Annotated in this window: 22 protein-coding genes; 7 read left to right on the top strand and 15 right to left on the bottom strand. The window is 52.9% G+C overall.

What is annotated here, in order from left to right:
• Positions 1-280: 280 nt before the first annotated feature.
• From ACAF76_RS11250 to ACAF76_RS11265, 4 genes are all read right to left on the bottom strand, one after another.
• A complete protein-coding gene (locus ACAF76_RS11250; RefSeq protein ID WP_400163646.1) occupies positions 281-1,936 on the bottom strand; it encodes an ABC transporter substrate-binding protein in 1,656 nt (551 codons plus the stop codon).
• Positions 1,937-2,368: 432 nt separating this feature from the next.
• Positions 2,369-4,348 carry a S9 family peptidase gene (locus ACAF76_RS11255; protein ID WP_400163647.1) on the bottom strand — a complete coding sequence of 660 codons (1,980 nt, stop codon included), beginning with the start codon at positions 4,346-4,348 and terminating at the stop codon, positions 2,369-2,371.
• A gap of 69 nt (positions 4,349-4,417) precedes the next feature.
• Positions 4,418-5,383, bottom strand: coding sequence for a 2-hydroxyacid dehydrogenase (locus ACAF76_RS11260; protein ID WP_400163648.1), 966 nt, complete (start codon positions 5,381-5,383; stop codon positions 4,418-4,420).
• A 128-nt stretch (positions 5,384-5,511) separates the two neighbouring features.
• Positions 5,512-5,712, bottom strand: coding sequence for a hypothetical protein (locus tag ACAF76_RS11265; RefSeq protein WP_400163649.1), 201 nt, complete (start codon positions 5,710-5,712; stop codon positions 5,512-5,514).
• 202 nt (positions 5,713-5,914) lie between these two features.
• Here ACAF76_RS11265 and ACAF76_RS11270 point away from each other — a divergent pair, with 202 nt between their 5' ends.
• On the top strand, positions 5,915-6,274 hold the full coding sequence (locus tag ACAF76_RS11270; protein WP_400163650.1) for a Lin0512 family protein: 360 nt from the start codon (positions 5,915-5,917) through the stop codon (positions 6,272-6,274).
• Positions 6,275-6,330: 56 nt separating this feature from the next.
• Here ACAF76_RS11270 and pepF read toward each other — a convergent pair whose 3' ends face one another.
• A complete protein-coding gene (gene pepF, locus ACAF76_RS11275) occupies positions 6,331-8,127 on the bottom strand; it encodes an oligoendopeptidase F (RefSeq protein WP_400163651.1) in 1,797 nt (598 codons plus the stop codon).
• Positions 8,128-8,350: 223 nt separating this feature from the next.
• Between pepF and ACAF76_RS11280 the strand changes: the two genes are divergently transcribed.
• The 5 genes from ACAF76_RS11280 (at position 8,351) to ACAF76_RS11300 (ending at position 14,831) form a co-directional block, all read left to right on the top strand.
• Complete coding sequence (locus tag ACAF76_RS11280; RefSeq protein WP_400163652.1) at positions 8,351-9,580, top strand: aminopeptidase; 1,230 nt, start codon at positions 8,351-8,353, stop codon at positions 9,578-9,580.
• An 89-nt stretch (positions 9,581-9,669) separates the two neighbouring features.
• Entirely contained in the window at positions 9,670-10,089 is a 420-nt protein-coding gene (locus ACAF76_RS11285) for a VOC family protein (RefSeq protein ID WP_400163653.1), read from the top strand.
• Between the two features lie 111 nt (positions 10,090-10,200).
• Entirely contained in the window at positions 10,201-11,808 is a 1,608-nt protein-coding gene (locus tag ACAF76_RS11290) for an SWIM zinc finger domain-containing protein (protein WP_400163654.1), read from the top strand.
• Positions 11,805-14,675, top strand: a complete 2,871-nt coding sequence (locus ACAF76_RS11295) for a DEAD/DEAH box helicase (protein ID WP_400163655.1) — start codon at positions 11,805-11,807, stop codon at positions 14,673-14,675. Before ACAF76_RS11290 ends, ACAF76_RS11295 begins: the two co-directional genes overlap by 4 nt.
• 9 nt (positions 14,676-14,684) lie before the next feature.
• Entirely contained in the window at positions 14,685-14,831 is a 147-nt protein-coding gene (locus ACAF76_RS11300; RefSeq protein WP_400163656.1) for a hypothetical protein, read from the top strand.
• 104 nt (positions 14,832-14,935) lie between these two features.
• Here ACAF76_RS11300 and ACAF76_RS11305 read toward each other — a convergent pair whose 3' ends face one another.
• Positions 14,936-15,706: a YheC/YheD family protein gene (locus ACAF76_RS11305; protein WP_400163657.1), complete on the bottom strand. Its 771-nt coding sequence runs from the start codon at positions 15,704-15,706 to the stop codon at positions 14,936-14,938.
• A 223-nt stretch (positions 15,707-15,929) separates the two neighbouring features.
• Between ACAF76_RS11305 and ACAF76_RS11310 the strand changes: the two genes are divergently transcribed.
• A complete protein-coding gene (locus ACAF76_RS11310) occupies positions 15,930-17,168 on the top strand; it encodes an MFS transporter (RefSeq protein ID WP_400163658.1) in 1,239 nt (412 codons plus the stop codon).
• Between the two features lie 77 nt (positions 17,169-17,245).
• Here the strand turns inward: ACAF76_RS11310 and ACAF76_RS11315 are convergent, their stop codons facing one another.
• The 9 genes from ACAF76_RS11315 to ACAF76_RS11355 all read right to left on the bottom strand — a co-directional run bounded on the left by ACAF76_RS11315 (position 17,246) and on the right by ACAF76_RS11355 (position 25,723).
• A complete protein-coding gene (locus ACAF76_RS11315; RefSeq protein ID WP_400163659.1) occupies positions 17,246-17,458 on the bottom strand; it encodes a hypothetical protein in 213 nt (70 codons plus the stop codon).
• Positions 17,459-17,596: 138 nt separating this feature from the next.
• Positions 17,597-18,301: an ABC transporter ATP-binding protein gene (locus ACAF76_RS11320; protein ID WP_400163660.1), complete on the bottom strand. Its 705-nt coding sequence runs from the start codon at positions 18,299-18,301 to the stop codon at positions 17,597-17,599.
• Positions 18,285-19,019, bottom strand: a complete 735-nt coding sequence (locus ACAF76_RS11325; RefSeq protein WP_400163661.1) for an ABC transporter ATP-binding protein — start codon at positions 19,017-19,019, stop codon at positions 18,285-18,287. Before ACAF76_RS11325 ends, ACAF76_RS11320 begins: the two co-directional genes overlap by 17 nt.
• Entirely contained in the window at positions 18,961-19,950 is a 990-nt protein-coding gene (locus tag ACAF76_RS11330; protein ID WP_400163662.1) for a branched-chain amino acid ABC transporter permease, read from the bottom strand. Before ACAF76_RS11330 ends, ACAF76_RS11325 begins: the two co-directional genes overlap by 59 nt.
• Positions 19,947-20,804 carry a branched-chain amino acid ABC transporter permease gene (locus ACAF76_RS11335; protein WP_400163663.1) on the bottom strand — a complete coding sequence of 286 codons (858 nt, stop codon included), beginning with the start codon at positions 20,802-20,804 and terminating at the stop codon, positions 19,947-19,949. Before ACAF76_RS11335 ends, ACAF76_RS11330 begins: the two co-directional genes overlap by 4 nt.
• A gap of 25 nt (positions 20,805-20,829) precedes the next feature.
• Positions 20,830-22,062 carry an ABC transporter substrate-binding protein gene (locus ACAF76_RS11340; RefSeq protein ID WP_400163664.1) on the bottom strand — a complete coding sequence of 411 codons (1,233 nt, stop codon included), beginning with the start codon at positions 22,060-22,062 and terminating at the stop codon, positions 20,830-20,832.
• 64 nt (positions 22,063-22,126) lie between these two features.
• Complete coding sequence (locus ACAF76_RS11345; protein WP_400163665.1) at positions 22,127-23,311, bottom strand: acetyl-CoA C-acetyltransferase; 1,185 nt, start codon at positions 23,309-23,311, stop codon at positions 22,127-22,129.
• Between the two features lie 20 nt (positions 23,312-23,331).
• Positions 23,332-24,924 carry a class I adenylate-forming enzyme family protein gene (locus tag ACAF76_RS11350; protein WP_400163666.1) on the bottom strand — a complete coding sequence of 531 codons (1,593 nt, stop codon included), beginning with the start codon at positions 24,922-24,924 and terminating at the stop codon, positions 23,332-23,334.
• Positions 24,925-24,961: 37 nt separating this feature from the next.
• Positions 24,962-25,723: an SDR family NAD(P)-dependent oxidoreductase gene (locus ACAF76_RS11355; protein ID WP_400163667.1), complete on the bottom strand. Its 762-nt coding sequence runs from the start codon at positions 25,721-25,723 to the stop codon at positions 24,962-24,964.
• Positions 25,724-25,860 lie beyond the last annotated feature (137 nt).

Below are 25,860 nucleotides of genomic sequence, written 5' to 3' on the forward strand. Positions count from 1 at the left end.
CCATGGTTATTTTGGCGTCAGACTATGTGACATCGAAAACTTACTCCGAGTATACCGATTTGAATACACAAATTCAATTTGTTTTTCAATAAATTCTGAATTGAATGTTATCTCTTTGTTGTATCATCACAGGCAGTTGGTCTGCACTGCTGTCCTGTCCCTCACACGCTTGCAAGCGGGCTTTTATTTTATAAAAAAAGGAAAACCCGCTTGAGCAGTGAGGTTTTCCTTTCTCTTCTTTCCACGTGCTTCGTCTAAACGTATTGATTACAAGCGATCGTTATTGATCGCCTGCGATCGACCATTTTTGCAGGTCTTTGTGGAATCCGAACACACGCGGCTCTCCATGAATGACCTTTTTGGAGATTCCGACGAAATCGTGGTCGGAGTACAGCGTGATCAGCGGCAAATCTTCGTTCCAGATTTTTTGCAGTTCGGAGTAGATTTGTTTTCTCGCGTCAAAGTTCGGCTCCGCTTTTCCTTTTGCCATCAGTTCCTCCGAACGCGGACTGTTGTAGTTCATGTAGTTGGACGTACCATTCAACCCGTACAGGTTGTATACGTCAGGGTCGAGGGTAAGCGTCTGCCCCATCAGCATCAGTTCGAAATCGTCAGCTTTCGCTTTTGCCTGCACGGTCGGGAAGTCGTACTTGGTGACATTCAGTTTGATTCCGACAGCCTGCAGGTTTTGCGTAATGATGTCAGCGGACTGTTCGCGTACTTTGTTACCGGTCGGAACGGTAAACTCCACTACGCGGTTGAAGTCCCAGCCAGCTTCTTGCAGCAGTTGCTTCGATTTCTCAGGATCGTACGTGTACTTTTGCGCGGACTTGTCGAGGTACGGGCTGACAGATGTGTACGGTCCGTCGATGACTTCGCCGTAGCCTTTCAGCAGCTTGTCGACGATTTGCTGGCGATCGATCGCGTAGGCGAATGCTTGCCGCACTTTTGGATCGTCGATGACATCCGTATTGAACATCATGTACTGGAAGCCAAAAGTAGGCTCTGTCTTCGTCACGACGTTGTCGAAGGACATGACGGTGTCAAAGTCCTGGACAGCAATTTTTCCGATCCCGCCGCCTACGTTCATGTGAATTTCGCCTGTTTGCAACTGGGCGACCATGTTCGGACCTGGCATGATCTTGATAAACAGCTTCTCCAGCTCCGGCTTGCCCCGGTAGTAATCAGGATTGGCCGCATACTCCACATATTGGTCTTTTTGGTATTGCACGAATTTGAACGGACCGTTGGTGACTGTCGGCTTCTGGAAGAACGGGTCTTGCGAGAGAGCTGCCGGATCGACGTTTTCCAGCACGTGCTTGGGCAGGATCATCAGCTTTGTTCCGATCTGCTCTTTGATCATGTTCGGGTCTACCGGAGCGGCAGTTTTAAATTGCAAGGTTTTGTCATCGACCACGACTACAGAAGGAATTTCGGTCTGTCCTTCTTCCAGCTTGCCTCTCGCCCCCAAGCCGTCAAATGCGGCGATGTAGGCGCCAACGCTCGTTTCGACTTTGGGATTGGCGATCAGATTCAGCGTAAACGCCGCATCGTGTGCCGTCACAGGCGTTCCGTCTGTCCAGTTGGCGTTTGCGTTGATCTTGATCGTAAAGGTCTGGTTGTCCGTCGTTTCAATCGAATCGGCCAGCTTCGGGATAAATTCGAGCGGCCCATCCATTTCCAAAAAGGTATCGAACATGAACTTCTCCGCGAATTGGGAAGCGACATCCGAACTGTTGATCGGGTTAAACAAAATCGGCGGGTTGGTCATCCCCAGAAACATGGTGTCGCCTTTGCCCGTGCTGGTGTTAGCCGGTGCCGCTTCATTCGTCGTGTTGCCCCCGTTGCTCGGCGCCGCGTTGTTTCCTCCGCAAGCAGTCACCAGGAGAAGGGAGGATAGAGCGAGCATGCCGGCTACTTTCTGGAATGTTTTCATAGCTGAACCCCTTTCTATGTATAAAAAATGATGATACACACAGCCACTGCGAAACGATGAAACCCCTAGTCATTGCTTCGCATCCTTTCAACGGAAATAAACCGAAAGATGTCCGTTGATGAAAAATGTATTCCCACTATTCAGAAAACAATGTCGTGCGCTTATCCACAGCCTTTCTAGCTTGAGCGAGAGTATATCGCGCACATCTACTCTCTGCCAAAGTATTTATATTAGAGTATAAAAAGAAATGAATAGTAAATCAATTGATATTTTTCAGTAAATTGCAAATCAATTTTTTCTGACAGGTTGAAAATATTCGATCTTCTTTATTGTATGCGCTTTCAATCAGACGTAACAGCGAGGGTAGTCTACTGAAACAAAGACGAGCAGGCGAAAAGGAACATATTTCTCTCGCCTGCTCTCTTATGATCGTTACACGTACGAATTGAACCAGTCGACCGTATACTGCAAGCGCAATACCCGTTGTTCAGGGTCTCCGCTGCGTGACATTTCGTGGTTGGCATCGGGAAAGCGCACGAAGGAAACAGGTGCCTTGCCCTGATGCTTCAACGTAATGTAGAGTTGTTCGGCCTGTTCGATCGGGCAGCGGTAATCCTTTTCCCCATGCATGATCAAAAGCGGCGTCTCCACATTGGCGGCCAGGCGAAGCGGCGAATGGTCCCACATTTTTTGCGGGTCGGCAAACGGGTTGGCTTGAATTTCCTCGGCAGAAAAATGGTACCCGATGTCGCTCACTCCGTAAAAGCTGATCCAGTTGCAGATGCTGCGGTCGGTCACAGCAGCCTTGAAGCGGTTGGTCTGACCGACAATCCAGTTGGTCATAAAGCCGCCGTAGCTGCCGCCAGCGACTCCCATGCGCGTCTCGTCGATCCAGGAAAACCGGCTGCAGGCATAATCGACCGCGTGCATCAGATCGCGATAGTCGTTTCCGCCGTAGTCGCCGCAGACAGCCTGGACGAACGTCTCGCCGTAGCCGTGACTCCCCCGCGGATTGGTGTAGAGGACGGCATAGCCTTGTGAGGCGAGCAACTGGAATTCATGGAAAAACGTGTGCCCGTACATGGAGTGCGGACCGCCGTGAATCTGCAGGATGAGCGGGTATTTCCCGTCCGGCTGGAATTGCGCAGGCTTCAAGAGCCAGCCCTGGATCTGCCAGCCATCCGCGCCAGCAAACTGGATTTCCTCAGGCGTCGCCAACTGGATGTCAGCAAACAGCTCGCGGTTCACCACTGTCAGACGCGTTTCCTCTCCAGTCACGAGGTCGACCTGGTACAGATCGCCCGGCGTTACCGGATCGCTAACCGCGATGACGAGACTGTCTGATTGCGGGTGATAGGAAAAGCCGTAGACGTTTCGCTCGCCGGTGACTACAGGGGTGACGCTCCCGTCCAGTGACGCGCGGTATACGCCCGAGCCGCCGCGTTCGCTCGCCAGGAAGTAATAGCCCTCTCCATCTTGCGTCCACACCGCACCGGGGTTGGGATGGCCAGGCGAACGCACGTCTCCGATGGTCACGTCTCCCACCTGTACGTCCCAATCTTTGGTTACGCAGCGGCGCTCTCCCGACTCGACGTCGACGATCCAGATTTTTTTCATTACGGCGTACTGATGCCGCTCGGTAGTAGCCCCGATATAGGCAATTTTGCTGCCGTCCGGCGACCAACTGGGCAACCCGTACGTTCCGTCGCTTGCCGTGAGCTTTTTCCACTCTCCGCCCTCTACGGGAATCAGGTACAGGTCTGTCTCATGCTGGAAGTCCGGATTTTCGCTGCGGTTGGCGATGATCGCCAGCCATTTTCCATCAGGTGAGAATACGCCGTCCGCATGATCGTACAGCCCTTGTGTAAGCGGCGTAATCGACCCCGTCTCTACCTCTAGCAAAGCGAGCTGCTTGCTTTTGGCATAGACAAAGCCGTAATTGTCCGACTTGTATTTCATACGTGTCACTTCGATTGCTTTTGGCAGGCTTTTTTCCTGTTCGTCGGCTGGATCGTCGAACGATTCTCCTGCGTCGAGCAGAGAAGAAAACAGAATGTACTTTCCATCGGGCGACCAGACAGGCTGGGTCGCTGCGTGTTTTCCTTTTGTCAACTGGACTGCTTCTCCGCCTGCGGCGTCGATCAGCCATATCTGCGACTTGCCGGAGCGGTTGGAGACGAACGCCAACTTCGAGCCATCAGGCGACCAGCGAGGATTGCTGTCCCGCGCTTCCCCTGAAGTCAAGGGTGTGATCGTCCGGTCTGTCAATGACTGTACGTACAGTTGATTTACATATTGGCGCTGTTCATTGATCGACGTTTGCACGAATGCTACTTTCTTTCCATCCGGAGACAGTTGCGGATCGCTCGTATAGCGAATCCGGTACAAATCTTCTGCAGTTATGCCGCGCATATGGCCCTCCCCCATTTTCTGTCTGGCACATCTGATCTGTGCCGGACCAATAATTTTTCACTCTTCACACTATTCGCGATTGAGCAAAGCCGGCGGTACTTTTCCTTGCAAGCCGAGTACGAGGTTTTCTGCTGCATACTCTGCCATCTTCATCCTGGTCTCGGCAGTTGCCGAGCCGATATGCGGCACCGTTACGACGTTTGCCATGTTCTGAAACGGGTGTTTTTCGCCGAGCGGCTCCGTCTGGAATACATCGAGCCCGGCTCCGCGTATCTCGCCCTCCCGCAGTGCGCGAACCAGGGCCGCTTCATCGACGGTCGCACCGCGCGAGCCATTGACAAAGATCGCCGTTTGTTTCATCAAGCGGAATTCCTTTTCCCCGATCAGGTTGACCGTGTCTGGTGTGAGCGGGGCCATCAGGCAGATGAAATCGGCGTTTCGGCACAGCTCCTCGAGGCTGGTGTACGAAGCCTGATAGAGACGTTCTGCGTCTGCATTGCGGCTGCGGTTATGATAGAGGATGTTCATGTCAAAACCGTGGTAGGCGCGCTTGGCAATCGCGGCTCCGATCCGTCCCATCCCGATGATGCCGAGCGTCTTGTGGTGTACATCGACGCCGAACAAACCTGGTGCCGCTGGTGACTTCCACTCCCCTGCCTTTACGTACAGGTCCAGCTCGGGGATGCGCCGGGCGACGGCCAGCATCAGCCCGATCATCAAGTCAGCGACGGTATCGGAGAGCACATCAGGCGTGTTGGTTGCCATCACGCCCCGGCTGCTCATTGCCGGAATGTCGAGATTGTCATAGCCGACGGAAATATTGCTGACGATTTTCAACCGGGGAGCGCGATCGAGCAATTCGTTATCGATCCGCAAGCCAGAACCGAGCAATCCTTCCGCGTCTTCCAGCTCGCGGTAAAAGTCTGGCAACGTACGCTCATCCAGCGCGTCGAACAACACGACGTCGCACCATTGACGCAGATAGGCAGCAATCGCTGGCTCCACCTTTTTGTATACGATCACTTTTGGCCTCATGCATATTCCTCTCTTTGTCTCGGATAGAGAAAAACCACCGAATGACGTGATTCGCTGGTTTCCCTCCTTGTTTGTCGATCGCCGCACGCTTCACCATTTGCATGCGAGCCATCTTCCTCGATGTACAGTTACAGATGATACTTGTACAAATACGTCAAAAACACAGTCGCACTGACTGCAGCTCCAGCCATGAACATGTAACCGCTTCTTTTTCGCTGCTGCGCAAAGCGGAGAAAGCCAAAGCAAAACAATACGCCAGTAATCATAAAATACCCTACGCCAACCCAGAAAAAATCCCATGGCATACTGGCAAAATCCACATTACCCACCGATTAACACCGTCCTGTCCTCGCCCCCGAAAACCGGGATCAGCTAGCTATTCAACTTATTATAACAGTTCTTCCCACTCTTTTTCTCCTGTTTTGCTCGCAACGTAACAGAAGTTTCATAGTTTGGCAAAGGGTGCAAAGCGTTCTGCCATACATGGTACAATACCACTATCGCTGAGACAAAGACAGGAGTGAATATCGAATGGAAAAAGTGATGTTTATTGAAATTGGCATGGGTGTCGATCTGCATGGGCAAAACGTCACAAAAGCGGCTGTACGCGCCGTCCAAAATGCGATCCACCACAACTCAATGCCGGGTCTGCGCTCTGTATTGCCCGAACAAAACATCCATAATATGAAGGTGAATGTGCGCCTGGCCGTACCGGCAGACAAAGAGAAGCTCGACCTGGCCGTGGTACGGGACGAGCTCCCTTACGGCGAAGTGACCTTTGAAGTAGTCGATGGCGGCATGCTGACGAGCAGCGGCGTAGTGCTGGCGGATAAAGAGGACAAGAATGATCTCGCCTACATCGTCATTGCTTCGGTTGAGGTCGGGTACTGACGAGCAGTTCGGGGTGGTGATGCCTGCGTTTCAGGCAGCCACCCCTTTTTCCTTCACTAAAACATCTGCTCCAGTTGGTCGACGAGGTTGCCGACGTAGGCGACTGCCTCGCGGATCGGTTCATGCTGGGACATGTCGACGCCTGCTTGCTTCATCAATTCAAGCGGCGTCTTGCTCCCCCCTGCCTTCAAGACTTCCAGCCAGCGTTCGACTGCTGGCTCTCCTTCGCGCTGGATCGCCGACGCTACCGCTGTCGATGCCGTCAGACCAGCCGCGTATGTATATGGATAAAGTCCCATATAGTAGTGAGGCTGACGCATCCATGTCAGGCTCGCTCCCGCGTCCAGATCGACCGCATCTCCCCAGAAGTCGGACAGCACCTTGCCCTTCCACTCCGACAGACGCTTTGCCGTAATCGGCACGTCCTTGTCCGCCGCATCGTACACCAGCCTTTGCAGACGCGCTTCCAGCAGATGGGTGACAAAGTTGTGATAGTACGTATTCATCAGTTGCAGGATGACCCAACGCTTGAGACGAGGATCGTCGGATTGGGATGTAATATGCTGGGCCAGCAGCAGCTCGTTCAATGTGGAAGGCGCTTCGATAAAGTACAGACTGGGACGGAAGTTCGTATACTTCTGGTATTTTCCGGCGAGCATGAAATGTCCGGCATGCCCGAGTTCATGGGCAAGCGTAAACGCGCTGCGCATGTTGTCCGCCCAGGTGATGAGGATAAACGAGTGCGTGCCGTACGTGCTGTTGCAAAATGCTCCCGTCGATTTGCCGACATTGTCCACGTAGTCGATCCAGCGATTTTCCAACGCTTGTTTCATAATTCCCGCATATTCTTCGCCCATTACCTGCAGAGCGGAAAGAATTTGCTTGCCCGCTTCTTCAATCGTGACCGGAGGACTGAAATCGTGGTCGAGCGGTACTTTCAAATCGCAGAACGACAGCTTCTCCAGTCCCAGTACGCGTGCCTTCAGCCGGGCAAAACGGCGCATGTGCACAGCCAGTTCGGTGCCGATGATCTCCAGAATGTTGTGGTACATCTCACGCGTCACCTGCTGCGGTTGCAACAGCATATCCGTTACCGACTCGTATCCGCGCAGGCGGGAGAGCACGGTCTGCTTTTTCACTTCTGTGGCATACGCAGCGGCAAACGTGTTTTCATACGCCCTGAGTGTCTGCGTAAACGAAGCGTACGCGTCACGGCGCAATTTTGCATCCGGCGACATTTCGTAATCTGTCTCGTACAGCGCAAACGATACCGGACGTTCCTCGCCTCGCGAATCTTGCACCGGATCAAAGGTCATGTCCGACAGTTTGCCGCGGTTGTAAATCGTATACGGAGCGCCGAATACCTCACCCAGTGCGGCGAGGGCAGATTCGGTTTCCTGTGACAGGCGATACGGCTTTGTCTCCAGCAAATCATTGAGTTTTTTGCGGTAAGGGGCAAGTCCCGGCTCCTGGTCTATCCAGGCTGTGACTGTGCCATCCGGCAAATCGAGGATTTCCGATCGGATAAACGACAGAGAGGCGTTGATCCTGGATGCCAAATCTCCTACACGCGCTACTCGTTCCTGGTTGAGCGAGTTCGTTCCGTCTGCAGACAAGTGCAGGCTCGCATAGGCATAGACCTGCAGCAAACGGACCGTAAGCGCTTCTTCCGCTTCGAGACAGCCCAGCAGTTCCTTCGCTCCTCGCTGCAAAGCGCCTTTGTACGCGGTTACGCCTTCCAGCATCTCCTCTACTTCCGCTAGCTTTTTCTCCCACTCTTCCTCACTGGCAAACAGGTCTTGCAAATTCCACGTTCTCTCTACAGGTACTTGCTCACGTGTCGCTCTGCTCATCGTCAGCCTCCTCGCAAATAGTTGTACAATACATACAATTTGCTCTTTTTTGTCCGATTTCCTGCAATCAAAATTTTTTTGCAGCAGCTTTTCCACCCAGGCCCCCGATCAAAACGGTTTCTCCCAGTAAAAAAAAATGGATAGACGCACAGTACGATACAGAGTAAAGTAGTAATTAGATTGGTATAATATGGTTTACAGTATCGTGAGGAGGAGGTTTTTCATGGATTTTCAATACTATCTGAATCGGTACGCAGAATTAGCAGTGACAGTTGGCGTAAACGTGCAAAAGATGCAAACGCTCGTCGTTACCTGCCCCGTCTCGGCTGCCCCCTTCGCTCGCCTCGTCGCCAGGAAAGCCTATGAAGCAGGCGCCAAACATGTCTACTTTGAATGGGCAGATGACGAACTGACGCGAATCAAATACGATCTTGCTCCAGAAGAAGCATTCGACGAATATCCCGCATGGAAAGCAAAAGGCATGGAGGAATTGGCGAAAAACGGTGCCGCCTTTTTGCAAATTTCCGCCCCTAATCCCGAACTGCTCAAAGGAGTAGACCCGAACCGAATCGCCCGAGCGAATAAAGCGGCGGGCGAGGCCACGAAACAGTATCGCAGCGAACTGATGGCGGACAAAGTGAGCTGGTGCGTCATCGCTGTTCCCTCCCCTGCGTGGGCCGAGGTTGTGTTTCCCGATCTTCCCGAGGACGAACGCCAGCCCGCTCTCTGGAACGCGATATTCGAAGCGACCCGCATACATACAGACGATCCGATCGAAGCGTGGAAAAAGCATCAGGTTCAGTTGAACAGCAAAGTACACATCCTCAATCAAAAGAAGTACAAAACGCTCCATTACGAAGCGCCCGGAACGAGACTCTCCATCGATTTGCCCGACGGCCATCTTTGGGTCGGCGGAGGGGCGAACACGCAGGACGGAGTCCCTTTCATGCCGAACATCCCGACCGAAGAAGTTTTTACCGCTCCTCACAAGGATGGCGTCAACGGTGTCGTACAAAGCACCAAACCGCTCAGTTACCACGGAAATCTGATCGAGGACTTCCAGCTCACCTTTGAAAATGGACGAATTGTCAAGGCGACTGCGAAGAAGGGCGAAGCGTACCTGCAAAAATTGCTCGATACGGACGAGGGTGCACGCTATCTGGGCGAGGTGGCGCTAGTTCCGCATCACTCTCCCATTTCTCGTTCCAACCTGATTTTTTACAACACCCTGTTTGACGAAAATGCGTCCAATCACCTGGCGATCGGCAAAGCGTACCCGACCAATCTCGCGGGCGGCAGCACGATGAGCGAGGAAGAACTGGCCAGTTACGGGCTGAATACAAGCCTTGTACACGTCGACTTTATGATCGGGTCCGCAGAGATGAACATCGATGGCGAACGGGCAGATGGCCAGCGGGAAGCGATCTTCCGCAACGGAAACTGGGCATTCTGATCTGCAAAATACCGCAATCGAAAAGAAATCTGTCTGGTAGGCGGTTGCTACAATAAAACCATCCGAATTATTATGAGGTGAAAAAGCGAATGGCCTACCAAGCAAAGCAAATTTATGTCAATCTCCCGGTAAAGGACTTGCAAAAATCAATGGAGTTTTTCACCAGGCTCGGCTTTACATTCGATCCGAACTTTACGGACGATAAAGCCGGGTGCTTGGTCATCGGCGACAACATCTACGCCATGCTGATTTCCGAACCATTGTTCCGGACGTTCACAAAAAAAGAAATCACCGATGCCGCAAAAACGACGGAAGTAATCGTCGCCCTGTCTGCAAACAGCAAGGAAGAAGTAGACGAGCTGGTACAAAAAGCACTTGAGGCTGGCGGCAGTTTCTCGAATGATGTCGTTGACCACGGGTTCATGTACTACGGCAGTTTTCAGGATTTGGACAACCATATGTGGGAAATTCTCTACATGGACCCGAATGCGGCCCAGCAAACTGAATAGCAGCGATATAAAAAAGGCCGTCACATGCACGGTCTTTTTTTCGTTTGTTTTTCCAATGCGGCCAAGTTGCATTATAATAGAAGGATATACTTGGTTCGGGGGATTGTCTTTATGCTGCAAAAAGAGCTGACACGTGAACAAGCGCTACAGACAGGAGAACAGCTATTGGCGATCCTGGAGTTGCCCATTTTGGAACGCGGCTACTCGTATTTTTCGGATGGTGCCGTGTTTAACACGCGCGTGCAGGACGGTCGATACTTGGCCAGCAATGTGCAAGGTACGGCCGTGTACGACGTGCTGCTGGATCTGAAGGATGTGCAGAACAGTACGTGCAGTTGCCCGTACACACGCTGCTGCAAGCATATTGCCGCTACCTTTTTTCAGATGTACAGTGTCTTCGACAACCCGCGCAGCTTCCTGGCCCGTGCCAGGCAGCCGCGCTCGCCCGTATTCACCCCTTCCATGCTGATCCCTGCCTATCGCGATGTGTTGAAACAGATCAGCGATGAACGGGAAGCACCCTCCCCCACCTCACCGCTGCGTCCCCAAAGCAGTGTCGATGAATGGTGGAGCTTTATGGAGAGCTGGACTCGCAACCTCCCTGCCGCCATGGAACAGCATCGCGCATCGACGGAATTGATGACCAGCTATCAAAATTTGCTGCATCTCGCTGTTCACTGGAATATCGGCCGGGCACGCCTGTTTTCCATTCACGCCATCCTGTTTCACTTGCTGACACTCGAGGATTTTGTGCATACACACCGCCATTCGAACTGGTCTGTCGACTTGACGCAGACGGCAGAAAAATTGCTTGAGCATCTGGAAGGCAGCTTGTACGAACTCGATACCGAGCAGATGCAAAAGGATTTCCCTGCCGAATGGGAAGCCACTCTGGCGATCACCAGCCGCTTGAAGCGCAGAAATCGCTCCGCACTCTATTGGGCGTACGCGTACCGGATGATCTGGTGGGAGCTGGGAGCGAATGTTTCCTGGGTAGAACGGGAAGTCGCCGAATTGGAGCACGAGCTGCAGTTCCCGACACTGTCGCCCGGCCAGCATGAAATGTACCGGCTGTTTCGCGCCCATTTTTTCGTGCAGGAAGGACACGACCAGCCTGCACTCGAAATCTGGCTGTCACTGCCTCGCATTCCGCTTTCTTTTTATTTGTACTACATCAAGGCGTTCGCCCGTGACGGCGAATGGGCCCGTGTACTCGTATGGACGAAAGCGCTGGAGCGGCAGATTGCGACTGCAGTGTCCGCTGATTATCGCTTCGCAGTCGCCATCTGGCAGGAGGCGATGAAGAATGTAGGCAAGGCTGAAGAATGTGGGCGTGAGCTGCGCAATTTCTTGCCCGCCAGCTTTTACGAATACTCCTCTCACCTCGAGGAGAATGGTGAGCATCGGCGCTGGATTGACCTGCACTTATCGTATCAGACTCCGCTCGCCGACCTTCCTCCCGCCCGCATCAAAATGCTGGAGGAATCGGAGCCGGAATTGCTCTTCCCGGTTTACTTGCAGGAAGTCAACCGCTTGATCCAAAAACGTACCCGACCGTCCTACCAGGAGGCGATCCGGCATTTGAAAAAGGTGCGAGCCCTGTATCAAAAGGCTGACAGGGAACAAGGCTGGAATGAGTACGTAAAGCGGCTGATGGAAAAGCACAACCGCCTGCGGGCGTTTCAGGAGGAAGTAAGGAGAGGAAATCTGAGCCTATGAATACCGTCGCTGAAATCCTGCTTCACGCCGAAAGACAGCCCGATGGACAATTTTTGTTCGTCGGAACCAACCAGCAAGGAGAACGCATCCCCCCGGAAGAGCTGGCTGCCGTTTTGTTTGCATGGGATGAACCGTCCTACTACGGGACTTTTCTTGCGACTGCGGAGGCTGGACTGTTGCTCTCCCCGTCCGAGGCGTTGCGCTTCTGGACCGACTCTGTACGGCTGGAGTACGTCACGTATCGGGAAAGCGCTGCCTGTGCGGCCATGCGCAGCACAGCGCAGTTGATCCGGCAGGCGCTGGCAAGCGGGGACTTTTTGCCCAACTTGTCCGACTGGAAAAAAGGGCACGAAGGCTGGAGACTGTCCGACGCATCCAAGGCCGCCTTCCCGCCTGGTGAACTACCCGCTTATGCAGATGCCTGGCTGTCCGAGACAATCGCAGATATGCTGGAACAATCGCAAGAGGTACGCCAAGCGTGGAAATCCTTGCAGCAGCACTATCCCGGATTGCACGTGATGGGAGACGACCTCTCGCCCCACCTGCAAGAACCGGAATGGCTGCGGACGATCGGCTGGCTGCCTGATTTGTGTCCGTTCCGCACCTGTCTGCAGCTCGTGGAAGCACATCATGGCGCAGACGACTGGTTCCTGCAAGTTTCGCTGCAAGACCGCGAACAACCGGAACGCTTGTACGTTCTGGAAGCAGGGCTGCTGCACGATACGGAACTGGCGACTGCGGCGATCCCGCACTCCTGGCGTACGTACTGGGGGCGTTTTTTGCACGACCTGCAAACCTGTGAAGAAATCTTGCCCTGGCTCTCGACACAAGAGCGCCACCCCGTCTATCTGGCACGGCTGACCAATGAACAAGCGTGGAGCTTTCTGACCACGGGCAGCTTGCAATTGGTGCAATCAGGGATTCACGTCTTTTTGCCGGTCTGGTGGGAACAGGCGAAGCGAGCCAAACCCCGGCTGATCGCCAAAGTAGGCACGTCTGTACGAGGAAGCAGGCAATCGTTTATCGGCATCTCCCAGTTGATGGAGTTCGAGTGGAAACTCGCGGTCGGCGATGTGCAGCTCGGCGAAGCGGAGTTCCAGCAACTGCTGGAGCAAAAAAAGCGCCTTTTGCAAATTAACGGTCAATGGATCCAGCTTACCCCCGATCTGCTCTGGCAAGTGCAGGAGGCGATCAAAAAATCACGCGGCAAACAAGGCGTGTCTCTGCTTGATCTGATCAAGATGAACCGCTCCACCATTATCGAGGCGGACGACGAAGGTTTCGAGGAAGACGACATGCCTCCCCTCTCGATTGAACTGGAAATGGGCAAGCAATTGCAGGAGCTGTTTCACCAACTGGCTGAAACGAAGCACATCCCGATGCTGCCACAGCCGGAAGCGCTCAAGGGAACACTGCGACGCTACCAGCAGGAGGGCAGTTCGTGGCTGTTTTTCATGCGACGCTACGGACTCGGCGCTTGTCTGGCCGACGACATGGGGCTGGGAAAAACCGTCCAGTTTATCACCTACCTGCTCCATCTCAAACAGCAGGGCAACACTAGCACGCCTTCCCTGCTCATCTGCCCCACCTCGGTGATCGGCAACTGGCAAAAAGAACTGGAGCGCTTTGCCCCTTCGCTGCGTGTGCACATCCATTACGGCGGGACTCGTCCGCGGAAAGAGGATTTTGTGCAGGCAGTCAAAGATGTGGACGTCGTCATTACCACCTATACGCTCACCCATTTGGATGAGGCGGAGCTGTCTTCATTGACGTGGGCTACACTCTGTCTGGATGAAGCGCAAAACATCAAAAACCCGTCGACAAAGCAAGCGACCGCCGTCCGCCAGCTTCAGGCGCTGCACCGCATCGCGATGACCGGAACGCCGATCGAAAACCGCCTGAGCGAGCTCTGGTCCATTTTTGATTTTCTCAACCCGGGCTATCTGGGAAGTCTGCGCGAATTCACGGTGCAGTACGTGCTGCCCGTCGAGCGCGACAATCAGCAGCAGTTGGTCAAACAGGTCCAGCAGTTGATTCAGCCATTCCTGCTGCGCCGCGTAAAGACCGATCCGAGCATCCAGCTCGACCTTCCGGAAAAACTGGAGCAGAAGGTGTATGTTCCGCTTACCGCAGAACAGGGCGCTTTGTATGAGACGACGATCCAAAACATGTTCTCGCGCCTCGAGGATTCATCGCCGATGGCTAGGCGCGGCTTGATTTTGACTACCTTGACGCGGCTGAAGCAATTGTGCGACCACCCTGCCCTGATCCAGAAAGATTTTTCCCAGGCAAACGACGCCAGCCGCTCGCACAAGCTGGAGCGCGTACTGGAGTTGATTGGCGAAATCCGGCAAAAGGGCGAACGCTGCCTGATTTTTACCCAGTACATCGAAATGGGGCATCTTTTGCAGCACATTCTCGAGCGGGAAGGGTACGGGCCTGTCCTCTTCCTGCATGGCTCCACCCCAAAGGAGAAGCGCGACGAGATGATTGCCCGTTTCCAGGACCCTACCCTGCCTGATGAGAGCAGAGGAGCCGTCTTTATATTGTCGCTGCGCGCAGGCGGTACCGGTCTGACCTTGACGGAGGCCAATCACGTCATCCACATCGACCGCTGGTGGAATCCGGCTGTGGAAAATCAGGCGACAGACCGAGTGTACCGGATCGGCCAGGAGCGCAATGTGCAGGTCTACAAGTTTATCGCACTGGGCACGATCGAGGAACGCATCGATGAAATGATGGAACGAAAAACATCCTTGAGCCAGCAAATCGTGGGCAGCAGCGAAAAATGGATTACCGAGCTGTCGGCATCCGAGCTGCAAGAGTTGTTCAAGCTGCGCCATGACTGGGTAAATGCAAAAGAGTAGGTGAATCGCATGGAAAACGAGGAGCAGAAGCAGCATCTCCCTGTACCGGAGCAGGAGCAGGAGACACGTCCTCCCTCTTTGCCTGAGCCTTGGCAGCGATTCATGGAAGCGATTCGCAAACAGGCAGGGCAGACACGACAAAAGAAAGACACGTAGAAGCAGGCCCGATCGCCTTCAGATCGGGCCTTTCCCATTTGCAAAAAGACGCATTTCCCCGTATTCGCTTGCGTGCCCCGCACCGTCCGCTCCCTTTCGCTTCTTTACTTCTTTTTGGCTTGCAGCCTTCTTTTCTTGAAAGCGCTGTATGCAGCAACCAGCCTTCTGATATTGCGATAGTACGTCTTGTCTTGCAACAGCCGAAAGAGCAGATGCGAAGGAAAATCGTAGTTCACTTCAATCAGGTAAATCTGCCCTGTCGGATCGACGCCAAAATCGATGCCGATTTGCGACGAGCGCCGGTAGCTGTCAAAATGCCTGGTAATCTCGTAGCTGATCTCTTTCAATTGCTCGATCGCAGCTTCCCGTTGTTCCTCCGGCAGGAACGCCAAAGCCGTCTCCACCTTCACCGCATAGCCGCCGCCCCTCATTACGTTGGTGATGACGCTTCCTCTGCCAGCCACCTTTGCCAGCATCCCGGCATACTCCCAATTCCCCTCGCCATTTCGCATCATCATCACGCGGACGTCAAAGTTTCTCCCCCCCACTTTGGCAAGTGGGATCGTTTTCTGGATGATGTACCGGCTCTTTCCGCTCATTGCCCGCAGGTAGCGATATACGCCCCTGATCGTCCGAAAGCGCCTGACTCTCCCTTTCACCCGGATGACGGAATAGCCGCCTGCCACTTTCGTGATACGTGTAATGCCGCGGCCCATATGCTCCCGATCGGGCTTCACGTAGACGGATTGGTAATGGGTAAGGTAATGGGCGAGGCTTTGCCGTGTCAGAATGGCGGTAGGAGGGAGATACGCCCGCAAGCTGGGCGAGCGCAAATAATGCTTGTGAAGACTCCATTTTGATGAGGTAAACCGCATCCGTGCGTCCCCTTTCAACCATTGGTCATGGATTGCTCCTTTCCACTATATCCACGCTTTTATTTCTGGGAACGGCATTTACCTAGATGGATAAGCCGGCAATGGTTATTTCCTTTATGCAATAGTGCGATCACTTTTCTTGATTGGTCAGTCTCGACAGGCAGTGCTAGAATGAGTGATATACAATTTACGGTTTTTTTACAGTAAAGGTGTTGAAGGTGTAATGAATTTTTCCTGGAAGCGAAATTTGTGGGTCTTATGGGTAGGCGTCTTTTTTTGCAGTACGGCTTACAGCACGTCCATTCCGTTTTTGCCCATCTTTTTGAATACCTCCTTGGGAATCGAGGAGAATCTGGAAGCATGGGCCGGCATCTCTTTCGGGATTACCTTCCTTGCCAGTGCGCTGATTTCACCATACTGGGGTTCGCTCGCGGACAAATACGGGCGAAAACCAATGCTGATCCGCTCAGGTTTCAGTCTGGCGGCTCTTTACTTTTTGACGTACTTCGTGACCGATCCTTACCTGTTCATCATCCTGCGTATCTTCCAGGGACTGCTTGCCGGGTACATCCCCGCAGCGATCGCTCTGGTCGCGACCAACACCCCCGATAAAGAAGTCGGGTATGCGCTCGGCATCATGGCAACCGCCGGTGCGACAGGCGGGATTATCGGCCCGCTGGTCGGCGGTGTAGTCAGTCACACATGGGGAAATGCGGAAGCCTTTCTGTTCTCCGGCTTTATCGTCCTCGTCGCGGCGGCAATCGCGACCGTGATGGTCAAGGAGACGGAAAGCAAGAAGACCGGACAGCGCTCCCGCGTGCGCGAAGATTTGCGGGAAGCCTGGGCCAATCGCTCCCTGATGATGATTCTCGGCGTCAGCATGATGGTCACGGTGTCAGTGATGCTTTTGGAACCGCTGCTGACCGTCTACGTCATGCAGTTGGGAGTCTCGCAGCAAGAAGCCTCTCTGAGCGCCGGGATTATTTTCTCCTCGGTCGGGATTGCCACCGTCCTCGCAGCTCCGCGCTGGGGAAGGCTCGGCTCGAAAACCGGATTCACCAAAATTTTGATCATCGGCTTGATCGGAGGCGCAGTGGGCAACCTGTTGCAGTTTTTCTTTACGAACTTGTACGGCTTCGGTATTCTCCGCTTCACGTACGGACTGTTCTTCGCCGCTGTCTATCCGTCCATCAACGCGATGATCGTCAAGGTGACAGATCCGGATTTTCGCGGCAGAGCGTTCAGTCTCAACCAATCCGCTACCCAATTGGGGACGATGATCGGACCGGTACTGGGCGGCGTGCTCGGCGGAATCATTCCCATCCGCGTGGTCTTTATTGTCAACGGACTCGCCATGCTGGTTGTGGCCTGTTTGATCCTCCGCAAGAAGCTGGAACAGCCGAAGACAACCGAGCAGCAGACACCTGCCAAAACTTCGTTGGCTGCAAAGGCTGCCAAGTAAGCGAGTCGCGCACTACGGTTCGATCCAAAAAAAGAGAGGCACAGGGTTCAGAACAGTCCCCTGTGCCTCTCTTGCGCTTATACGCCTGTGCGTCTGCGCTGGTTGTTCGGCTTTTTGGTGTTTTGGCTTTTCATCTTTTGATTTGTCGCCTTTTGATGAAACGAACTAGCATTGGCGTTTGCTTGGCTTTGCTTTTTCTCTGCCAGTTTCCTCTTTATCGCTTCTTGCAAGGATATTTTGCCTGGCTTTTGTTCCCCTGTTTCTGTTTCCTTTTGGTCGAAGTTCGACATACGTAGCAACTCCTTGTGATCAATCTCTGCCAACCTCCTAACTTATTCGCGGGACACAGACGATCACCTGCTGGTCAGTCATGTTATTTTTTCAGTGGAGCATCGGGTTGACTTCGGCTGATCTTGTTTTTAGTGAAGCTATCCGATTCCCAGATATACTTCCCTGAGACTCTTGTCATTGACCAGATCAGACGGCTGCCCCATGAAGGAAAGTCGCCCGTGGTCCATCACGGCGATCCGATCTGTCACCTTGAGCGCTACGTCCACATTTTGTTCGACGAGCAGGATCGTAACCCCGCTTTCCTTGATGATCCGGATTTGCTCAAAGATTTCGTCCACAACGAGCGGTGCCAGGCCGATGGAAGGTTCGTCGAGAATCAACAGTTTCGGAGAGGTCATCAACGCCCTGCCGATTGCCACCATTTGCTGCTGACCGCCTGACATCGTACCGGCCAGTTGCGTCTCCCGCTCTTTGAGAATCGGAAACAGTTGGAATACGTACTGCAATCGCTCTTCCCGCTTGTCTTTTTTTACATGGAGCCCGCCCATCAGCAAATTTTCCAAAACTGACATTTCGGGAAACGGACGCCTGCCTTCCGGACAGTGCGTAATGCCCAATTTGGCGATCTTGTGCGCGGACATGCCGTGAATCGCCTGCCCTTCAAAACGTATCTCCCCCTGATTGGAAGGGACAAGTCCGCTGATCGTGCGCAATAAGGTAGTCTTGCCCGCACCATTCGGCCCGATGATCGAGAGCATTTCTCCCTGATGAATCTGGAGACTGAGCTGATCGATGACCCGCGCTTTGCCATAACTCACTTCCAAATTACTGATTGTAAGCAAAGTCCCAACTCCTATCCCCCAGGTACGCCTTCAGCACCCGTTCGTTGTTGACAACGTGTTGCGGGATGTCGTCCGCAATCAATTCCCCGAATTGGATCGCCAATACGCGCTTTACCATTTTCATCAATTCTTTTAATTTGTGTTCAATAATAATGATCGTGATGCCCTGCTTGTGCATCCGCAACAGAAGCTCGGCCAGACCCTCGATTTCTCCGGCATTCAATCCGGCAAACGGTTCATCCAGTAACAAAAGATCCGGCGATGTAGCAAGGGCACGCGCCAGTTCCAGCCGTCTCAAATCTCCCTGCGGCAAATTCCCCGCCAACTGGTTGACGCTTTTGCTCAACCCTACCTGCTCGACGATCCGGTCCAATCGCGTCGATCGTTCTTCAGCATGTGGCTTGGATGAGTGGACAATTTCCAGGTTTTCATAGACGGTTAACTCCTGAAAAGGTCTGGGAACTTGAAACGTGCGGGTCAACCCTTCTCTGACAATCAGGTGCGGAGCTTTGCCGGTAATCTCCTTTCCCTTGAAATGAACGGTTCCTGAAGTCGCCTTCTGCATCCCGCTGATGACGTGGAAAAGCGTCGTTTTACCCGCGCCGTTGGGACCGATAATCCCCACAAACTCCCCTTGCTCTACGGAAAACGATACATCATTAACCGCTTTGACTTTGCCGTATATTTTCGTCAACCTCTGCACTTGAAAGAAGCTCATTCGCTTTGTCCTCCTTTCGCCCCTTTTTCCGTTTCAATACCGCCCCCAAACCTGCTACTCCCTTGGGCATTACCAGTACAAAGATGACCAGCAGACCGGCATAGATCAGATCCTGGTACTCCTGCGCTCCGCGAAGCCATTCCGACAAAAACGTCAATCCGTATGCAGCGAGCAGAGGTCCGAGAATCGTCCCCATCCCGCCGACTATGCCCATGATCAGGATCGTTGCCGATTGCCAAATATCAAATACGTTTGGACTCACGTGTCGCAGGTAAAGAGCCAGCAAGCCTCCGCCGAAGCCGGAGATAATCCCGCTCAGGACAAATGCAAACAGCTTATATCGCTCTACGTCGTTGCCGATCGCGGAACACGCCATCTCATCTTCCTTGATCGCCAATAAAATCTTTCCGGTTCGCGACCGCGAAATGTACAAGATCACCAAAACGGAAACGAGCATAAACCCAAGCGTCACGTAGTACAGCTCCATCCTGCTCAAAGGCACACTCACGTTCAGGCCGAATTCTCCCCCGCTTACTCCCCGGTAGGTGTACGCCAACTGATGCAAAATCAACGGCAAAACCATTGTAGTCAAGGAAAAGAACGGTCCGTTCAGCTTCAGGCTCGGAACGCCGATAACAATCGCGGCAGCAGCGGCTGCGAGCATCCCGATCAACAAGGCGGGGATAATCCCCAGTGAACCATGCAGGATTCCGACTGAATAGGCTCCCAACCCGATGAACAGTGCCTGCCCGAGATTCAGCTTTCCCGAATAGCCTGACACAATGTCCCAACTGATGACAAAGACAGCGTACAAATTGGCCAGCGTAAGAATCGACAGAATATACAGCGAGTTAATGAAAAGCGGCATGACCGCAAGTGCCAGGGTAAGGACAGCGACCAGTCCGAATGCAAATTTATGTTTCCTGATCATCTTTCACTCACCCCCTTGGCGAACAGGCCGTTCGGTCGGAACAACAAGGCGAGAATCATAATGGAGAACGTCACGACATCCTTTAACTGAGGAGAAATGGCGTAGGAGGTGATCATTTCAGCGTATGCGACGATTAACGCTCCAATCAATGTACCCCAGATATTCCCCAAGCCGCCCAACACGACGATCGTAAAGGCAACCAGAATCGGCGACCAGCCCATCGCCGGAGTGACCGTCAGAAAGGGGGCAACGAGGATGCCCGCGATCGCAGCAAAGGCTGACGAGAGCCCCATGACGAACAGGAAAACGCGTTCCGCATTGACTCCCAGCATGGAAGCCATTTCGCGATCCTGGGACACGGCACGGATAATTCGTCCCATGTCGGTCTTGTTGAGCAGCCACCACAACAGCACAAGCAAAACAATCGTCATGGCAAAGGCTAAGACTTGCTGATGGGTTACGCGGACACCCAATACTTCCATGCCTCCGCTAAAAATGGACGGCACGTAGCGCGGCTCCGGCCCAAAGAACAACACGACTGCTTGCTCCATCAGCATGGCGAACGCCCACGTCGCAATCAATACTTGTGTCAGGGAGTTTCCCATCGGTTTGATCAGAACCCAGTAGCAGAAAAAGGACAAGAGAATCGTTGCGACGAGGGAGCCCAGGGCTACCCACAATAGCCCCAGCCCCGTCGATGAGAGAAGGTACGCCGTATAGCAGGCAAACATGAAGAAGGCTCCATGGGCGAGGTTCATCACTTTGGCTACGCCAAAGATGAGCGAAAAGCCTAAGGCAATCATTGAGTAGATAGCCGCCCAGATTGCGCCGAAAACGACAATGTCTGAAATCATAGCATCCTCCTTGCAATCCCCATTTTTACTGCTGAATCCACTCTGGTTTTACGGGTTTGCCAGTCGCAATAGTATCGGGCCAAACGGCTACCATTTCCCCATCCTGCCACTGGATATACGTGAAGGGAACAAAATCATCCCCGATCATATAGCCGTGATCCTCGCTGAATTTGATAATACCGGATGCTCCTGTAAATGTTCCGTTCTCCAGCGTCTCCACGAGTTTGTCGGAATCCAGCGTGCCTGCCTGATTTGCCGCATCGGCAATTACCCAGACCCCGTCGTACGAGGTAATTCCCGTGTAAGGCCCAGGTACCCGGTTATAGGCTTTGGTAAAGTTATCCCAGAAAGGTACAGACTTTTCTGTAATTTCCGAACGAACACCATGCTTCCACGTCAAAATGCCCTGTGCTTTTTCTTCTGTCTGCTTCCAAAAATCCGGACTTTGCGCCTGTACGTTGTAACCCGTAATCACGACCGGTATTTGCCTTTCTGCCCACTGTCTGCTGAAGACGATCCCCTGGTTGGCAGAAAACAGCGTCATGGCAATTTCGGCTCCGCTCTCTTTCAATTTGGATAGCTCAATCGAGTAATCTTCCGTGTCCGTAGCCGGCCGCTCCAGCAAAACCAGTTTGTCTTTGTACTTCTGTTCGAATTCGACAACGATCGGGTCGACCCATACGGCAGCTTCCGCAATGAGTGCGACTTTGGAGTAGCCTTCCTCCTGGACCATTTGATCAAACTGTTTCATAAATCCTTCGCCCAATTGAGCAGAACTCAGCATGGGACGAAACGTGTACTTGTTGAATTCATAATCATTGGCTACATTCTCCGTTACGATTGGAGAAGCCGATCCTGTATTGATGAAAATTTTCTTGTTTTCCATAATTACCGGCTGTACGGCCAGTGCCACTTCACTGCGATGCTCGCCTATGATGAAATCCACTTGATCTTGATACAACAAGCGTTCGACTACCGCACGCCCTTCTTCCGGATTTGCTTTTGTATCTGCATAGATAGCCTCGACTGGACGGCCGAGTATTCCTCCCGCAGCATTAATTTCCTCGATGGCGAGTTTTGCTGCATCTTGAATTTCCTTACCCGCAGCCAACTGGAACGCCCCGATGACGCCGATTTTCACCGGTCCTGAGCTATCCGATTGATTCGTTGCTGACGAGCAGCCCGCCAGAAACAGTCCAACCGCCATGAGCAGGCTGAGACATACATGTACTGACCTTCTCGCTTTGTTCCCGATCATTCTGACCCTCTCCTTTTTTTCAATTCAACCCCGTTTGTTGCAAACGCTTTCAATTTGTGCATTCCTACAACGCTTCAATCACCATGGCGATCCCCTGCCCACCACCGATACACAAGGAAGCGACACCGTATTTTTTTGACTTGTTGTGCAACTCGCAGACCAGAGAATAGAGAATTCTCGCCCCGCTTGCTCCAACAGGATGGCCCAGAGCGATAGCTCCACCGTTTACATTCACTTTCCTGCGATCCAAATCAAGCTCTTTCTCTACAGCCAAATACTGCGCGGCGAACGCTTCGTTTACTTCGATCAGGTCGATGTCGGCGAGCGTCAGACCGGCCCGGCGCAACGCGATATGCGTAGCCGGGACAGGACCGATTCCCATAATGCCTGGCTCGACACCTGCGATCCCCCATGAAACCAATCTCGCTAACGGTGTTGCTTGCGGGTTGTGTTTCAAGAAAGCCTCGCCAGCAACGACTACCGCAGCAGCTCCGTCATTTATTCCGCTTGCATTCCCGGGGGTAACCGTACCGCCTTTTTTGAATGCCGGTTTGAGGTTGGACAAACCCGCCAGCGTGGTTTCTTCGCGAACATACTCGTCTGTGGAAATTTCATGCTGCCGCCCTTTTTTGTCCGTGACCATGACAGGAGCGATTTCCTGTACAAATCTGCCTTCCTTTCGCGCATTCGCCGCTTTTTGCTGTGATTCGAAGGCGAAATGATCCTGTTCTTCCCGACCAATACCGTATTTCTCTGCTATATTTTCGGCGGTCATGCCCATTCCGCAGCCTGTGTATTCGTCCGTCAATGTCGCCCACAGCATATCGTCCAGCTCGGGCGATCCAAGTCCGGCGCCAAATCGCGCATTTCGCAACACATGCGGGGATTGGCTCATATTTTCCGTACCGACCGCCAGGGATAACTCCGATTCCCCGAGCAAAATCGATTGACTGGCAGAGATGATCGCTTGCAACCCGGAGCCGCACAAACGATTCAGCGACAGGGCGGGGCTTTCGATGGGCACCCCAGTCCGCAAGGCGATATGTCTGGCCAAATACGAAGCGTTTCTCGATGTATGGATCACGTTTCCGACAAAGACGTTGTCGATCTGTTCGGCTGCGACCTTGCTCCTGTGGATTGCCGCCTGGCTGGCTACCACTCCCAGTTCAGTCGCGGAAACATCTTTCAAAGAGCCGCCGAAACTGCCAAACGGGGTTCTCGCGCCACCCAGCACATACACACTTGCCATCGGATACATCCCTCCACTCGTTACCGTTGTTTTGACATTTCCTTCAATTTCGCCTTCATTACCTTTCCGCCGGGATTGCGGGGCAACTCCGTGACAAACTCAACGATTGCAGGCACTTTGTAATCTGCCAATCGTTCCCTGACAAATTGCTTGACTTCTTCTTCGCCGAGATTCGCCTGCGCCTTTGCAATGACGTAGGCTTTCAGTATTTCTCCGTACACGTGATCCGGTACGCCGATGACGGCCGCTTCCAAAATGTTCGGATGATTGTACAGTGTATTTTCAACCTCGATCGAGTAGATTTTTTCCCCTCCGCGGTTAATCATGTCTTTCATCCGGTCCATGATGTAGACAAATCCGTCCTCGTCGATCCTGGCCAAATCCCCCGAACACCAATAGCCATCCCGAAACGACGTCTCGTTCGCCTCCTCGTTGTCCCAGTAGCCGCTTATCACCATCGGCCCTTTTATCAAGAGCTGGCCGACTTCCCCTGTCGGACACGTCATTCCTGCTTCATCGACGATCTTCAATTCGGCTACCGGAACCGGCAGTCCGATCGAATTGAGCTTGCTGTCCGCATATTCCTGCGGCATGATCGTCGTCGGGGATGTTGTTTCCGTCGCTCCGTAGGCATTGTGCAGGTACGCTCCCTTGAATACCCTGCGCAGGCGAGCAATGGTTTCTTCGGACATCGGTGCGCCACCATAGGCGATGCAATTGACGGAGTAGTACGTGTACTCCTGAAAACGAGGATGGGACAGCATCATCACGTAAATGCTCGGCACGTTAAACAAGAACGTAATATTCTCCTCCGAAACCAGCCGGATGTACTCCTCTGTCTTGTACCTTCTCACCAAGACGGAAGTACCTCCGACATACACCATGTGCAGCAGTTGCCCAATCAATCCTGTGACATGAAAGAGCGGAACGGCAATCAGCGTCCGCGTGTGGGCAGCGCTTTTTAAAACGAGGTTGTAGCTGACTACGCTGTGAATCGCCCCAAGATGGCTGCCGATCGCCCCTTTTGGTACTCCTGTAGTGCCAGAGGTGTACATGATAAACAACGGATCGTCCTGCGAAACGGAAATATCCGGCACTTCCGACTTTTGTTGCAGGATTTCAAACGGGAAGTAATCTTTGCGATTCGTTTCTGACTTCCCAATCAGGAAGAAATGCTGGACGGCATCAATCGAAAAAGAATCGCGCAGTTTTTCCACTTTGGATACAAATTCATAATCGACAACGAGCAATTTGGCGCCGGAATGATTGAGCATGTATGCCAGTTCCGTCTCCTGCAGCCGTGTATTGAGCGTAACCAAGATCGCCCCGACTCTGGCACAAGCGAATACGAGAAGGGCGAACTCAATGCTGTTGGCAAGCAAGACCGCGACTCTGTCGCCTTTTTGAATCCCGTACAAGGAAGACAGGTTGCCGGCAATGCGTTCGGCTTGATCCCAAAGCTGTGTATACGTCAAGCGCTCATCGCCAGCTACAAGTGCCTCTTTGTCAGGAAACGCTTCTTTCGTATCTTTGAGCATGTCGGTCAGCGTATGCGGCCTTTGTTCATACACGTTGACTAGCCGGTTAAAGTGTTTTTCCTTGACCACTTTCATCTCGATTCACCTTGCCTGTTTCCAAAATGAAGGTTCTTCACCGCGCGGTCCATCCCCCATCAATCGTCAGGATTTGGCCTGTTACATAGGCAGAAGAGTCAGAGGCAAGAAATACGACAGGACCGATGAGATCAGAAAGCTCTCCTACCCGTTTTAGCATCGTGGCCTCTACGATTTTTTGCAGACGCGCGGGATCACTCAACCATCCCTCGGTCATCGGTGTTTTGATATACGCTGGCGCAATTGCATTGACGGTAATCTGATAGGGTGCCAATTCTTCCGCCCACACCTTCGTCAGTTGATTGATACCGCCCTTGCTCGCCGCATAGGCCGTTTGGTAAGGCAGCCCGATCGTTCCGAGAATGGATGAGATATTGATGATCCTTCCCCGGTTTTGGCGAATCATTTGTTTGGCGGCTGCCTGACCGACGAGAAAGATTCCTTTCAGGTTTACAAGCATCACCCGATCCCATTCGTCTTCCTTGAGATCCACCAATGGCTTGCGAATGTTCATTCCTGCATTGTTCACGAGAATGTCGAGTGAACCGTAGTTGTCGACGATCATCTGGACGGCGTTCTCCACTTGTTGTTTGCTCGTGACATCGGCTGGAATGTAGGCTGCCTTGCATCCAGACTCCTGCAATCGCTTGGCCGCAAGCTCGCCCTCTGCCTGACCCCGACTGACGAGGACGACCTGCGCACCATATGTTCCCAAGGCGTACGCCATGCCAAAACCGATACCCTTGCTCCCTCCTGTCACCAGCGCTACTTTTCCGTTTAGATCAAAATGCGGAACCATCCCAGGGACCCCCTCTCACGTGCATTGTTATTTTGCTGATTATTCTGTCAATTAAAGCAATACTCATGCCAACCGATACAAAAGGCTTACCATCGACCAAACGATGATAAGCCCCTTCGCGCTACCTTCACGTTCCC

The organism is Brevibacillus sp. TJ4 (assembly GCF_044627595.2).
In the GTDB taxonomy this organism is placed as follows: Bacteria; Bacillota; Bacilli; order Brevibacillales; family Brevibacillaceae; genus Brevibacillus.